Source organism: Rahnella sp. PD12R (genome assembly GCF_019200965.1).
In the GTDB taxonomy this organism is placed as follows: domain Bacteria; phylum Pseudomonadota; class Gammaproteobacteria; order Enterobacterales; family Enterobacteriaceae; genus Rahnella; species Rahnella laticis.
The window spans coordinates 271742-285931 of record NZ_JAHTMS010000006.1; the positions used below are offsets into that span (position 1 = coordinate 271742).

Annotated in this window: 12 protein-coding genes; 9 read left to right on the top strand and 3 right to left on the bottom strand. The window is 51.2% G+C overall.

Going from position 1 to position 14190, the window contains the following annotated elements; all coding sequences use genetic code 11:
* Positions 1–49: 49 nt before the first annotated feature.
* The 3 genes from dnaJ to nhaR all read left to right on the top strand — a co-directional run bounded on the left by dnaJ (position 50) and on the right by nhaR (position 3553).
* Positions 50–1183, top strand: a complete 1134-nt coding sequence (gene dnaJ / locus KWG64_RS14155) for a molecular chaperone DnaJ (protein WP_165058956.1) — start codon at positions 50–52, stop codon at positions 1181–1183.
* Positions 1184–1420: 237 nt separating this feature from the next.
* A complete protein-coding gene (gene nhaA / locus KWG64_RS14160; RefSeq protein ID WP_218522236.1) occupies positions 1421–2599 on the top strand; it encodes a Na+/H+ antiporter NhaA in 1179 nt (392 codons plus the stop codon).
* A gap of 66 nt (positions 2600–2665) precedes the next feature.
* Positions 2666–3553 (top strand): transcriptional activator NhaR, encoded by an 888-nt coding sequence (nhaR, locus tag KWG64_RS14165; protein WP_195813694.1) that lies wholly within the window; start codon positions 2666–2668, stop codon positions 3551–3553.
* Positions 3554–3634: 81 nt separating this feature from the next.
* On the opposite strand, the gene rpsT is transcribed toward nhaR, so the two are convergent.
* Positions 3635–3898 (bottom strand): 30S ribosomal protein S20, encoded by a 264-nt coding sequence (rpsT, locus tag KWG64_RS14170; RefSeq protein ID WP_104923385.1) that lies wholly within the window; start codon positions 3896–3898, stop codon positions 3635–3637.
* A gap of 439 nt (positions 3899–4337) precedes the next feature.
* Between rpsT and ribF the strand changes: the two genes are divergently transcribed.
* The 5 genes from ribF to ispH all read left to right on the top strand — a co-directional run bounded on the left by ribF (position 4338) and on the right by ispH (position 10086).
* Complete coding sequence (gene ribF, locus KWG64_RS14175) at positions 4338–5276, top strand: bifunctional riboflavin kinase/FAD synthetase (protein WP_165058962.1); 939 nt, start codon at positions 4338–4340, stop codon at positions 5274–5276.
* 62 nt (positions 5277–5338) lie between these two features.
* A complete protein-coding gene (gene ileS, locus KWG64_RS14180) occupies positions 5339–8170 on the top strand; it encodes an isoleucine--tRNA ligase (RefSeq protein WP_218522237.1) in 2832 nt (943 codons plus the stop codon).
* A complete protein-coding gene (gene lspA, locus KWG64_RS14185) occupies positions 8170–8676 on the top strand; it encodes a signal peptidase II (protein WP_101075118.1) in 507 nt (168 codons plus the stop codon). The genes ileS and lspA overlap by 1 nt, the downstream gene beginning before the upstream one ends.
* A 5-nt stretch (positions 8677–8681) precedes the next feature.
* Positions 8682–9152, top strand: coding sequence for an FKBP-type peptidyl-prolyl cis-trans isomerase (gene fkpB, locus KWG64_RS14190; protein ID WP_165059691.1), 471 nt, complete (start codon positions 8682–8684; stop codon positions 9150–9152).
* A complete protein-coding gene (ispH, locus tag KWG64_RS14195; RefSeq protein WP_152325174.1) occupies positions 9133–10086 on the top strand; it encodes a 4-hydroxy-3-methylbut-2-enyl diphosphate reductase in 954 nt (317 codons plus the stop codon). Before fkpB ends, ispH begins: the two co-directional genes overlap by 20 nt.
* A gap of 65 nt (positions 10087–10151) precedes the next feature.
* Here the strand turns inward: ispH and KWG64_RS14200 are convergent, their stop codons facing one another.
* Complete coding sequence (locus tag KWG64_RS14200; protein WP_218522238.1) at positions 10152–11027, bottom strand: SMP-30/gluconolactonase/LRE family protein; 876 nt, start codon at positions 11025–11027, stop codon at positions 10152–10154.
* Positions 11028–11186: 159 nt separating this feature from the next.
* Complete coding sequence (locus KWG64_RS14205) at positions 11187–12332, bottom strand: porin (RefSeq protein ID WP_218522239.1); 1146 nt, start codon at positions 12330–12332, stop codon at positions 11187–11189.
* Positions 12333–13021: 689 nt separating this feature from the next.
* Between KWG64_RS14205 and dapB the strand changes: the two genes are divergently transcribed.
* On the top strand, positions 13022–13843 hold the full coding sequence (gene dapB, locus KWG64_RS14210) for a 4-hydroxy-tetrahydrodipicolinate reductase (RefSeq protein ID WP_218522240.1): 822 nt from the start codon (positions 13022–13024) through the stop codon (positions 13841–13843).
* The last annotated feature ends 347 nt before the right edge of the window (positions 13844–14190 follow it).

The window sequence follows — 14190 nt, forward strand, 5'->3', positions numbered from 1 at the left end:
GTCGAGGAAACTCTACGCCCGTGCACGCATGTTGAGGGCAGGAAAAAGCATGGCGAAGCAAGATTATTACGAGCTGTTGGGCGTTTCCAAAACGGCCGATGAGCGCGAAATCAAAAAGGCCTACAAGCGCCTGGCAATGAAGCATCACCCTGACCGTAATCAGGGCGATAAAGAGTCTGAAAGCAAATTTAAAGAAATTAAAGAAGCTTACGAAATTCTGACCGATGCGCAAAAGCGCGCGGCCTATGACCAGTACGGTCATGCAGCCTTTGAACAAGGCGGCATGGGCGGTGGCGGTGGTTACGGCGGCGGCGGTGCAGATTTCAGCGACATCTTTGGTGACGTCTTTGGCGACATCTTTGGCGGCGGTCGCCGTCAGCGTGCCAGCCGGGGTTCAGATCTGCGTTACAACATGGATCTGACTCTGGAAGAGGCCGTTCGTGGTGTCACCAAAGAAATCCGCATCCCGACACTGGATGAATGTGACGTTTGCCACGGCAGCGGCGCGAAAGCGGGTAGCTCACCAACGACCTGTCCAACCTGTCACGGTGCGGGCCAGGTGCAGATGCGTCAGGGCTTCTTTACTGTGCAACAGGCGTGTCCGACCTGTCAGGGGCGCGGTAAAGTTATCAAAGATCCGTGCAACAAATGTCACGGTCATGGCCGCGTAGAACGTTCGAAAACGCTGTCCGTGAAAATTCCTGCGGGTGTAGACACCGGCGACCGTATTCGTCTGGAAGGTGAAGGCGAAGCGGGTGAGCATGGCGCACCGTCAGGCGATCTGTACGTTCAGGTTCAGGTCAAAGCGCACAAAATCTTCGAGCGTGAAGGCAACAACCTTTACTGCGAAGTGCCAATCAACTTTGCGATGGCTGCACTGGGTGGCGAAATTGAGGTTCCTACGCTTGATGGTCGCGTGAGCCTGAAGATCCCAGCCGAAACGCAAACCGGCAAGATGTTCCGTATGCGCGGACGCGGTGTGAAATCCGTACGTGGCGGCGCGCAGGGCGACTTAATGTGCCGTGTTGTAGTCGAAACACCGGTCAGCCTGAGCGAAAAGCAAAAACAATTGCTGCGTGATCTGGAAGAAAGCTTTGGTGGCGTATCGGGCGAAAAAAATAGCCCACGCTCTAAAAGCTTTCTGGACGGCGTGAAAAAGTTTTTCGATGATCTGACACGTTAACCGGCTCCTGAAAACAGGAACGGTAGTCCAGACAAATCCCCGGCAGCAATTCGCGCCGGGGATTTTTTTATGGGATTTTTTTAAAAAAACGGTGAAAGCGTCGAATAAATAATTCGTAAAAACCGAGGTATACTCCAGAAATAAACGAGTTTTTACGAAGTGAATCACTGCGTACAATTCGCGCATCCGATTGTGGCGTCCCGTTTTCAGCCACGCTTAATTAACAGGAGAGTCAGAATGTCGAATTTAATTCGTCGTTTTTTGCGTATGGAAGCTGCGGGCGGAATTGTGCTCATCATTGCCGCCGTCGTGGCACTGGCTATGGCAAACAGCCCGTTGCAGGGCGCTTATCAGGCGTTTTTAGATATTCCGGTCACGCTGCGCTTTTCTGAGTTGCTGATCGACAAACCGCTTTTGCTGTGGATTAACGACGGCCTGATGGCAGTGTTTTTCCTGATGATTGGTCTGGAAGTTAAGCGGGAGATGTGTGAAGGCGCACTGGCCAATCGCGAGCAGGCGCTGTTCCCGGCTATCGCCGCGCTGGGCGGTATGATCGTTCCGGCGCTGATTTATTTGCTGTTCAACGGCAATGACGAAATTGCGCGTCAGGGCTGGGCAATCCCGGCTGCAACGGATATCGCTTTTGCACTGGGTGTTATGGCGCTGTTGGGATCACGTGTACCGACCGGGCTGAAAGTTTTCCTGCTGGCACTGGCCATCATTGATGATCTGGGTGCCATCGTGATTATCGCGCTGTTCTACAGCCATGATATTTCGATGATGGCGCTGGGGTTGTCGGCAGTTTGCATCGCCGCGCTGGCCTGCCTTAACTGGCGCGGGGTCAATAAACTGACGCCATACCTGCTGATTGGCGCAATTTTCTGGGTATGCGTTCTGAAATCAGGTATTCATGCGACATTAGCGGGCGTGATCCTTGGCTTCCTGATCCCGCTGAATACCAAAGAAAACAAGGCTTCTCCGGCACGCCGCCTGGAGCACGGTATTCATCCGTACGTTGCCTGGTTTATTTTGCCAATTTTTGCTTTTGCGAATGCGGGGATTTCTTTACAGGGCGTGACGGCTTCCGGGGCATTTTCCCTGCTGCCGATGGGGATTGCGGCGGGCCTGCTGCTGGGTAAACCGCTGGGCATCATGTTGTTCAGCAGTGTGGCGCTCAAATTGGGCATCACCCGTTTACCGTCAGGGATTTCATTCGGCCAGATTTCAGCCGTTTCCGTGCTGTGCGGCATTGGCTTCACCATGTCGATTTTCATTGGTTCACTGGCCTTCGCCCTGAGGGATCCGGCACTGCTGACTTACGCGAAAATGGGCATCCTGATGGGGTCAGTGGCTTCGGCGCTGTTGGGATATGTGCTGTTGAGCCGTGCTTTACCAAAGAAAGTTGTTAAACATTGACCGGCAGGTTGTGCGCTGAGTCGCGCAACCTGATAGCAATCTCGTGCTTCAGAAAAGGATGAAAACATGCCTCATATTAATTACAACCATTTGTATTATTTTTGGCACGTGTGTAAATCAGGTTCTGTTGTGGGAGCCGCCGAGGCGTTGTATCTGACCCCGCAGACAATCACCGGCCAGATCAAATCACTGGAAGAAAGGCTTGGCGGAAAACTTTTTAAGCGGCAAGGGCGCGGGCTGATACCTTCAGAGCTGGGTCAGCTGGTCTATCGCTATGCGGATAAAATGTTCACCCTGAGCCAGGAAATGCTGGATATCGTGAATTACCGCAAAGAGTCGAGCCTGCTGTTTGATGTAGGCGTTGCGGATGCGTTGTCTAAACGTCTGGTCAGCCGTGTGCTGGAAGCCGCCGTACCTGAAAATGCGCAAATTCATTTACGCTGTTTTGAATCGACGCACGAAATGCTACTCGAACAGCTAAGTTTGCATAAGCTGGATATGATTTTGTCCGATTGCCCGGTGGATTCTACCCAGCAGGAAGGGCTATTTTCAGTCAAGCTGGGTGAAAGCCCGATCAGCTTCTTTTGTTGCAAACCGCTGGATGGCGCGGATTTTCCGGCCTGCCTTGAGCAACGTCCGCTGCTTATTCCCGGCCGCCGTTCGATGTTAGGACGTAAATTGCTGAACTGGTTTACGACGCAGGGACTTAACGTCAATATCCTCGGGGAATTCGATGACGCGGCACTGATGAAAGCATTCGGAATGAACAACGATGCCATTTTTGTCGCACCGGCTATCTACTCTTCGACGGAGTTTCAGGACGAGAAAATTGAAGAGGTCGGGCGGGTAGAAGGGATCATGGAAGAGTATTACGTGATTTTTGCGGAAAGGATGATTCAGCATCCTTCGGTACAGCGGATTTGTCACACCGACTTTTCGGCGCTGTTTACCTGAAACCTGAAACGACTCAAATTTCAGATATAAAAAAACCGGCCAAGGCCGGTTTTTTTATCAAAGCATTTCAGCGTAATGCGATTATTGCATTGCGTTGATTTGCGCAGTCAGGTTTGACTTATGACGCGCTGCTTTGTTTTTGTGGATCAGGCCTTTGCAAGACTGACGGTCCACAATTGGTTGCATTTCGTTAAATGCATTTTGTGCAGCAGTTTTGTCGCCTGCTGCGATAGCCGCGTGTACCTTTTTGATAAAGGTACGCATCATTGAACGACGGCTCGCGTTGTGCTTACGGCGTTTTTCTGACTGTACGGCGCGTTTCTTAGCTGATTTGATATTAGCCAAGGCCAACTCCCAAATATTTTTCTATTGATGAACAATTCAAAGGCCGAGGAATATGCCTTTTCGGTCTTCTTTTGTCAACGGATTTGTGCAAATAAGCGGCGCTTTTAAGCGTAAACTTTAATCGTCGCTTGTTACGTTGTGATGGCGCAGGATTTTAACAGCTTCCGGCATCGGAATACAGTCTTTCGCGAGAAAAATCGACAGGAGAGTGTACAAACTGCCCACTGCGGCCATTAACGCCTTGTTTATGCGAAAAGTCACGCATTCCCTGTATGCAACGAAAGATTTTCATCGCCACTCGTCCATTTGAACCGCAATATCTGCCGTATGCAAGGGAGAATGGTGTGATCCTGTGAATCGCTGGTTAACCTTGGAGGCTGTACAAGGTATAATCCGCCGATTTCCATCTTTATGAGTCAGCATTGGATTTGAGCCAGCTATGGAGCTAATTCGCGGAATACACAATATTCGAGCACGTCATCATGGATGTGTGCTGACTATTGGCAATTTTGATGGTGTACACCGTGGTCATCAGGCCCTGATCAAACAGCTAAAGCTGGAAGGTCAACGTCTGGGGCTGCCGGTGATGGTAATGATTTTTGAGCCACAGCCGCTGGAACTGTTCGCCGGTGATAAAGCACCTGCGCGCCTGACCAGTTTGCGTGACAAAGCCAAGTATCTGGCCGAGTGCGGAGTAGATTATCTGTTATGCGTACGCTTCGAACCCCGGTTCGCAGCGCATATTGCTCAGGAATTTATCTCTAAATTGCTGGTGGAGAAACTGGGCGTCAGATTCCTGACTGTCGGGGATGATTTCCGCTTCGGCGCGCGCCGTCTGGGAGATTTTGAGCTGTTACAGAAAGCCGGTGAAGAATATGGCTTCGAAGTGATCAGCACACAAACCTTCCGCGAAGGCGGCAATCGTATCAGCAGCACCGCAATTCGCGATGCGCTGCGCGATGACGATCTGGCGCTGGCCGAAAATTTACTGGGCCATCCGTTCAGTATCTCCGGCCGCGTTGTTCACGGCGATAAACTGGGGCGTACCATCGGTTTCCCAACGGCCAACGTGCCGCTGAAACGCGTGGTTTCACCCGTGCGCGGTGTTTACGCCGTGGACGTTTTAGGCCTCGGGCCTGAGCCTTTGCCGGGCGTGGCCAATATTGGTATACGCCCGACGGTCGGCGGTGTGCGCAAGCAGTTGGAAGTGCACCTTCTCGACACCACATTAGATCTATACGGGCGCCACATTGACGTGGTGCTTCGCGCGAAATTGCGCAACGAACAGCGTTTTTCCTCGCTTGATGCTTTGAAGCAACAAATTGCGAACGATGAGGTGACGGCCCGGGAATTCTTTGGGTTAAAGACACCACGCTAAACATGTACTGACAGGCGTGTAACAAAGCCTGGAATCCAGCCGAAAAACGGAACCGAGAATCTATGAGTGACTACAAGAACACCCTGAATTTGCCGGAAACAGGGTTCCCGATGCGTGGCGATCTGGCCAAGCGTGAACCTGACATGCTGAAAAATTGGTATGACCAGGATCTGTACGGGATTATTCGTGCTGCCAAGAAAGGCAAAAAAACCTTTATTTTGCATGACGGCCCTCCGTATGCGAATGGCAGCATTCATATTGGTCACTCAGTAAACAAAATTCTTAAAGACATGATTATCAAGTCCAAAGGGCTTGCGGGCTTCGACGCGCCGTATGTTCCGGGCTGGGATTGCCATGGTCTGCCGATTGAGCTGAAAGTTGAGCAACTGATCGGCAAGCCGGGTGAAAAAGTGACGGCGGCTGAGTTCCGTGAAGCGTGCCGTAAATATGCCGCAGAGCAGGTTGAAGGCCAGAAGAAAGACTTCATCCGTCTGGGCGTGTTGGGCGACTGGGATCACCCGTACCTGACCATGGACTTCAAAACTGAAGCCAACATCATCCGTGCGCTGGGCAAAATCATCGGTAACGGTCACCTGCATAAAGGGGCGAAACCTGTTCACTGGTGTACCGATTGCGGCTCTTCACTGGCTGAAGCGGAAGTTGAGTATTACGACAAAACGTCCCCGTCTATCGATGTGACGTTTAACGCTACTGACGCAGCGGCTGTGGCAGCGAAATTCGGTGCGGCTTCCTTTAATGGCCCGATTTCTCTGGTCATCTGGACCACCACGCCGTGGACCATGCCTGCAAACCGCGCAATTTCCCTGAATCCTGAATTCTCTTATCAGCTGGTTCAGGTGGAAGGTCAGTGTCTGATTCTGGCAACCGATCTGGTTGAAAGCGTCATGAAACGCGCCGGTATCGCAGAATGGACTGTGCTGGGCGAATGCAAAGGTGCAGATCTTGAATTACTGCGCTTCAAACACCCGTTCCTGGGCTTCGATGTTCCGGCTATTTTGGGCGATCACGTTACGCTCGACGCCGGTACGGGTGCTGTACATACCGCACCGGGCCACGGTCCTGATGACTTTGTTATCGGCCAGAAATACGGTCTGGAAGTGGCTAACCCGGTTGGCCCGAACGGTTGTTATCTGCCGGGCACTTACCCGACGCTGGACGGCAAGTTTGTCTTTAAAGCCAATGATTTGATCGTCGAATTGCTGCGTGAAAAAGGCGCATTGCTGCACGTTGAGAAAATCACGCACAGCTACCCTTGCTGCTGGCGTCACAAAACGCCAATCATCTTCCGCGCCACGCCGCAATGGTTCATCAGCATGGATCAGAAAGGCCTGCGTAAGCAGTCACTGGAAGAGATCAAAGGCGTTCAGTGGATCCCTGACTGGGGTCAGGCGCGTATTGAAAACATGGTCGCTAACCGTCCTGACTGGTGTATCTCCCGTCAGCGTACCTGGGGCGTACCGATGTCTCTGTTTGTCCACAAAGACACTGAGCAACTGCATCCGCGCAGCCTTGAGCTGATGGAAGAAGTCGCAAAACGCGTTGAAGTTGACGGCATTCAGGCGTGGTGGGATCTGAACCCAGAAGATATTTTGGGTGCGGACGCCGCGGATTACGTCAAAGTGCCGGATACGCTGGATGTGTGGTTCGACTCCGGTTCTACGCATTCTTCTGTTGTGGATGTGCGCCCTGAGTTCAACGGCCATTCCCCGGATCTGTATCTGGAAGGCTCCGACCAGCATCGCGGCTGGTTCATGTCTTCACTGATGATTTCGACAGCCATGAAAGGCAAAGCACCTTACAAACAAGTTCTGACGCACGGTTTTACCGTGGATGGTCAGGGCCGCAAAATGTCCAAATCCATCGGTAACACCATCGCGCCTCAGGACGTGATGAACAAGCTGGGTGGCGACATCCTGCGTCTGTGGGTCGCGTCAACGGATTACACCGGTGAAATCGCCGTGTCCGACGAAATTCTTAAGCGTGCTGCGGATTCTTACCGCCGTATCCGTAACACCGCGCGCTTCCTGCTGGCGAACCTTAACGGTTTCGATCCGGCGCTGCACAGCGTGGCTCCGGAAGATATGGTCGTTCTGGATCGCTGGGCCGTTGGCCGCGCGAAAGCTGCACAAGAAGAGATCATTGCCGCGTATGAAGCCTATGATTTCCACGGTGTGGTTCAGCGTCTGATGCAGTTCTGTTCCATCGAGATGGGTTCTTTCTATCTGGATATCATCAAAGATCGCCAGTACACCGCAAAAAGCGACAGCGTTGCACGTCGCAGCTGCCAGACCGCGCTGTATTACATCAGCGAAGCACTGGTTCGCTGGATGGCGCCGATCATGTCCTTCACAGCGGATGAAATCTGGGCTGAATTGCCGGGCCAGCGTGAGAAATTCGTCTTCACCGAAGAATGGTTTGACGGTCTGTTTGGCCTCGAGGAAGGTGAAGAGTTTGGGGATATTTTCTGGGGTGATGTCATTCGAATCAAAAACCAAGTGAATAAGGCCCTTGAAGCTGAAAAAGATAATGGGATTCGTTCCAATCTTGAGGCAAAAGTTGTTCTTAATTATTCAGAAGATAATTTCAATACAATTTCAAAATTGAGGAAGCTTGGTAAAGAAGTTCGCTTTATCTTTATCACGTCTCAGTTTGAAATTGCACCTAAGCCTTTAGAGATCAAGAGCCTCGCTAATATGAATTACATTGGCGGTGGTACTGCTGTTGATCCAATTGTTACAAAAGCAGAAGGCGACAAGTGCCCGCGCTGCTGGCATTACACCACTGACGTCGGCCAGAACGCGGAACACAGCGAACTCTGTGGCCGCTGTGTGACCAACATTGCCGGCGACGGCGAAGAGCGTAAGTTTGCATAATGAGTAAATCGATCTGTTCCACCGGACTCCGCTGGCTCTGGCTGGCGGTCGTGGTCATCATCGTGGATTTGGGCAGTAAGTTCCTCATCATGGGGAACTTCCAGCTTGGCGAATCCATGCCGCTGATCCCGTATTTGAACCTGTTCTATGCGCAAAACCACGGGGCAGCGTTTAGCTTCCTGGCGGATAAAGGCGGCTGGCAGCGCTGGTTCTTTGCTGTGATTGCACTGGCAATCGTCGTGGCGCTGGTGGTACTGATGTACCGCGGTACCGCGAAGCAAAAACTCAATAACATCGCGTTTGCGATGATTATCGGCGGGGCGTTAGGTAATTTGTTCGACCGCCTGTATCACGGTTTCGTGGTCGACTTTATCGACTTCTATGTCGGCAACTGGCATTTCGCGACGTTCAATCTGGCTGACAGCTTTATTTGCGTCGGTGCAGCGCTGGTCGTGCTGGAGGGTTTTCTGGCAAAACCTAAAGAAGCGGAAAAGAGCAAAGGATAAGTATGATGTCTCAACAGGTGAAACATGACAGCGCCGTGCTGGTGCATTTTACGTTGAAACTGGAAGACGGTTCGACGGCAGAATCAACCCGCGCGAATGGTAAACCCGCGCTGTTTCGCCTTGGCGATGGCAGCTTGTCTGACGCGCTGGAGAATCAGCTGTTAGGCCTGACGGTGGGCGACAAGCGCGCCTTTACCCTTGCACCTGAATCGGCGTTTGGCGGCAAAAGCCCCGATCTGGTTCAGTTCTTTTCGCGCCGTGATTTCCAGGAAACAGGCGTGCCGGATGTCGGCACGATTATGCTGTTTTCCGGGCGTGACGGCAGCGAAATGCCGGGCGTGGTGCGTGAGGTGACGGAAGATTCTATCACTGTAGATTTCAACCATCCGCTGGCGGGCCAGCATATCGATTTCGATATTGAAGTGCTGGAAATCGATCCGCAACTGGAGGAGAAGCATGCAGATATTGCTGGCTAATCCGCGAGGATTTTGTGCGGGCGTTGACCGTGCAATCAGCATCGTAGAACGCGCGCTGGAAATTTACGGCGCGCCGATTTACGTTCGTCATGAAGTCGTACACAACCGCTATGTGGTTGACAGTCTTCGTCAGCGTGGGGCGATTTTTATTGAGCAAATCAGTGAAGTGCCTGATGGCTCGATTCTGATTTTCTCCGCTCACGGTGTGTCTCAGGCTGTCCGTGCTGAAGCGAAAGCGCGTGATCTGACCATGTTGTTTGACGCCACTTGTCCGCTCGTGACTAAAGTCCATATGGAAGTTGCGCGTGCCAGCCGTAAGGGCACCGAAGCGATTCTGATTGGGCATGCCGGTCATCCGGAAGTGGAAGGCACAATGGGCCAGTACAGCAACCCGAACGGGGGAATGTATCTGGTTGAGGCGCCGGAGGATGTCTATAAATTGCAAGTGAAAGATGAAAATAACCTGTGCTTTATGACACAAACCACGCTTTCTGTTGATGATACGTCTGCGGTGATTGATGCGCTGCGCGAGCGTTTCCCGAAGATTATCGGGCCGCGTAAAGACGATATTTGCTATGCGACGACCAACCGTCAGGAAGCCGTGCGTACGCTGGCTGATGGCGCGGATGTCGTGCTGGTGGTCGGGTCGAAGAACTCTTCCAACTCCAACCGTCTGGCGGAACTGGCACAGCGCGTCGGTGTGCCTTCCTATCTGATCGACTCTGCGGCAGATATTCAGGAAAGCTGGCTCAAAAATGCGAAAAGCATTGGCGTGACAGCTGGCGCTTCGGCACCGGATATTTTGGTGCAGGACGTGATCAGCAAGCTGAAAGCGTTTGGTGGCCTTGATGTGATTAATATCGAAGGGCGCGAAGAGAATATTGTCTTCGAAGTGCCGAAAGAACTGCGCGTTGATGTGCGTCAGATCGACTGACGAAACGCATAAAATAAAAAAACCGGCTCACGTGGCCGGTTTTTTTACGTCTTTTTTGACACCCGTTACGGGTTTTCGAGTCTGAAAAGATTCTGCGGTGCGCCGACCGTCGCCGTTTTAGCGTGAAGCAACGCTCCCTCCAGCGCGTGCGGGGCATCAAGGTTTTTACGCGCCGAGGTAATAAATATCTCGGTCATATCCGGGCCACCAAAAGTGCAGCAACTTGGCTGCGTGACGGGCACCGGCAGGGTGTCCAGCGTCAGCAGTTCGCCCTGATTGATCTGCTGGCGCAGCAGGCATTTTGAGCCCCAGCAGGCGGTGATGAGCCAGCCGTTTTGCGTCAGCGCCGAACCGTCGGGGATTTTGTCGCCGGAGGAGAAACAGGAAATTTTCAGAGGATTAATGCGGCGGGCGTTAGCGGAATAAAAGCGGTTTTTCCGGCTGTCTGCAAACCAGACTTTGCCTTCATACCAGACCAGCGTATTGGTTGTCCCCACGTTATCGAGCATGATTTCAGGCTTTTCAGCCCCGGCCTCAAAGCGGAACCACGCGCCGGTCATCTTTTCTTCCTCAATATCCATCGTGCCAAACCAAAGTGAGCCATCAGGTGCGACAGCGGCTTCGTTGGGGCGCGTTCCTTCCGCACCGGGATAATCGCAGAGTTTTTGCCGGGTTTGAGATTCGTAATCGTAAAGATGAACACCGTCCTGAGAAACCAGCAAAAAGACGTTACGCTTTTGCGTTAACAATACGCCGCTGGTCAGGGAAGGGAGTTCGTGAATTTCAGTCTGGCCGGAGGCTGGCCAGTAACGTAATACGCGCTGAGCCAGGATATCGACCCACAATAATGACTGGGTGCGCTGGCACCAGACGGGAGTTTCACCCAATTCGGCTCGATAGTCGCCAATGGCTGTTATGTCGGACCGGAAAAATGCTGACATCGCAAAGCTCTCCTGCTGGCTGCAAAGTGGATATAGCGAAAAACTGTCTGTATTCAGTCTAGTCTGGCTTTGCCCGCAGGGATTAAGAATGGTGTAAAAAGAAAGGGCCAGCCCGTCAATAAGACGTGAAGCTGGCCCCTGAAGTTCAATCGTTAAGGCTTAGAAGTCGTATCTCAGACGGATCAGGTTCATGTCGCCGAGGTTATCGGTAGAAGACGTGAACACATGTTCGTAATCAACACGGAAGCCGTAATCGAGCTGGAAGGACACACCCAGACCGTTATCAATGCGCTGATAGTTACGGCCAGTCACATAGGTCAGACGGTCACCCATGAAGTATGGCTGAATGGTTTTCACAGCGAACTGGTTGATTGGGAAAGCGTAACCCAGGAAGTATTCCAGACCGTACGCATCACCTGCGAAGAAGTGATCTTCAGTTTTCAGGCCAGTGGTCAGGAAGTCATGGTAATAACCGCCACCGAAGGACGCTGTCCAGTTGCCTGGTTTCCAGCTCAGAGCGGTACCAACGATGCTCTGATTGTAGTCTTTGGAGGTGTTGTTATTAGGGTTTTTCATTTCTGCGTCGGTGTAGTTGTACGCAGTACCCCATGTCAGTTCTTTGGTGATGTGGTAATCCACACCCACAGAACCGCCGCCATTACGTTTATAACGCAGGCTGTTTTTACCGGTCAGCAGATCGTTATCTGAGAACAGGTAAGAAGCATACACATCAGCATCGCCGAAGGTATTTTTGTATTTCAGCATCTTACGTGAACGGTAAGAACCGTCGTAGTCGCCGTTAACACCGTTGCCTGGTGCCTGAGCGAGCATGTCGTAGTCCCAGATATCGGTTTTCGCACCCACAACATCATAATAAACGCTGTTTTGCTGGCCGAAAGTAAGCTGACCGTAGGTTTTGCTTTTCAGACCGGTGTACAGCATGCGGCGGGTGGTGTTATGTGCGCCGGCAGCGTAGTGATTATCCCAGCCAGTCAGCGCAGGAATATTCACACCCAGCTCGTAATAGTTAATCCAGCTGATGTCATCAAACAGATAGTAGTCAGTGGAGAAACGGAAGCGAGTACCGCCGTCAAAACCGTTGGTTTTGTAGTTTTTAACGCCGTTCTGGAACTGGAACTGCGGACGAATACTCCCGCCAACCTGGAATTGCAGACGGCTCAGCGGATCGTTAGGCTGTGGGTCTTGTTTAATCAGGGTGATTTCTGCGTGTGAAGCAAAGGAAGCCAGACCGAGCAACAGGCCAGCGGTCGCCACTTGCGTGACTTTGTTTAGTTTGAATTTCATGTTAAGTCCCTGCGCCAATATACTTACCCGGAAGAACCGGTATGTGAACTGGCGATGTTTTTTATTATTTCCCCTTACCGGTAACTGTCTGGTCAGGGTGAAGACGCGCCTCATGGATCCAGGCTACTTATTTTAGCCATCCTAAAATCAAATTTAGGAGGTTAAAATTAGGTGGCTATTTATTATCACAATCATTGATTTTATCAATATTATTTCATCACATATAATAAAAATTTAATGTTTCAGATCTAAGAAATAGTGTGTTTGTTCTTTTATTTGTCTTACGTGGCGGGGAGATACAGTGGTGATTATTACTAACTTGAACTATTCCCGCGGCGCAGGAATGCTGCAATAAAGAGGGGAGTTCATTGAGCTCTCAGGAAAGCCGGATAGGGTGCGGCATTAGGTACAGAACTGATGTCAGACGTTTATGCACTAAAGTGAATGATTATGCGAAGTGCCCGGATGAAGGATTTTAAGGTGTATTTTCTCAATCAGTTCCGCTTTTACGAACCGTTTAACACAAAATCTTAGATTGCGTAACCTGAAAACAGATGGCTTTTACTGATGTTAACGGACCTATATCATAATTTTCTAATTATGAGGCAATTTCTCTGGCTCCTGGATCGCAGGGTCGATAACCTGATTCTGTTTCACGGCAGAACGACTATAAGAAGAGAGTAGTAATTATGAGTAACGCTGATATTCGCATGGCTATCGTTGGTGCAGGCGGTCGTATGGGCCGGCAGCTGATTCAGGCCGTCTCTGATACTGATGGCGTGGTATTGGGCGCGGCGCTGGAACGTCCGGGTTCTTCCCTGGTCGGAGCCGATGCGGGCGAACTGGCGGGAACCGGTACATCCGGTATCCGGGTGAATGATGACCTCGATGCGGTGACGAATGACTTCGATATTCTGATCGACTTCACCCGCCCGGAAGGCACGCTGGCGCACCTGGCTTTTTGCCAGAAACACCATAAAGGTATGATTATTGGCACTACGGGCTTCGATGACGCCGGTAAGGCCGCAATTAAACAGGCTTCAGAGAGCATCCCTGTGGTTTTTGCCGCTAACTTTAGCGTGGGCGTCAACGTCGTGCTCAAGTTACTGGAAAAAGCCGCGAAGGTTATGGGCGATTATACGGATATCGAAATTGTGGAAGCGCATCACCGCCACAAAGTGGATGCACCTTCCGGCACCGCGCTGGCGATGGGCGAGGCGATTGCTGATGCGCTGGGCCGTGATCTGAAAGACTGCGCAGTGTATGCCCGCGAAGGACATACCGGGGAACGTGATCCGAAAAGCATTGGTTTTGCGACCATCCGCGCCGGGGATATTGTCGGTGAACACACTGCGATGTTTGCAGATATCGGTGAGCGCGTAGAGATTACGCACAAGGCTTCCAGCCGCATGACATTCGCAAATGGCGCAGTTCGTGCAGGAAAGTGGCTTTCCTCGCATAAAAATGGCCTTTACGACATGCGGGATGTGCTTGGATTGGATGATTTATAGAATTTGATTTAGATGTGATGTGGTTGTTTTGGTCATAATGTTTTGATAAAAGGGCAGTTCCTTGATTGCCCTTCTCTTTTTTATTACAAATATCTATTTTGACTGTGATTTTCTTCCTGATTGCCATTTCTATAAATTTTCCTGCTTAATGCACCTCCTTCTGTATGCATTTTAAACAGCACGACTCCTCCGTTTTGTAATAATCTCGTTTACATCCCCCTTTTTCAGACATCCCCTTCCGCAAACGGTTACTATACTGACTTGAGCTGGGTTTTTATGGCGGTAGCATGGGCTTTTCGCTGAGTTGTGCGAAAAACAAAGAAATATTGGTGCTTTTAGTAGACAAA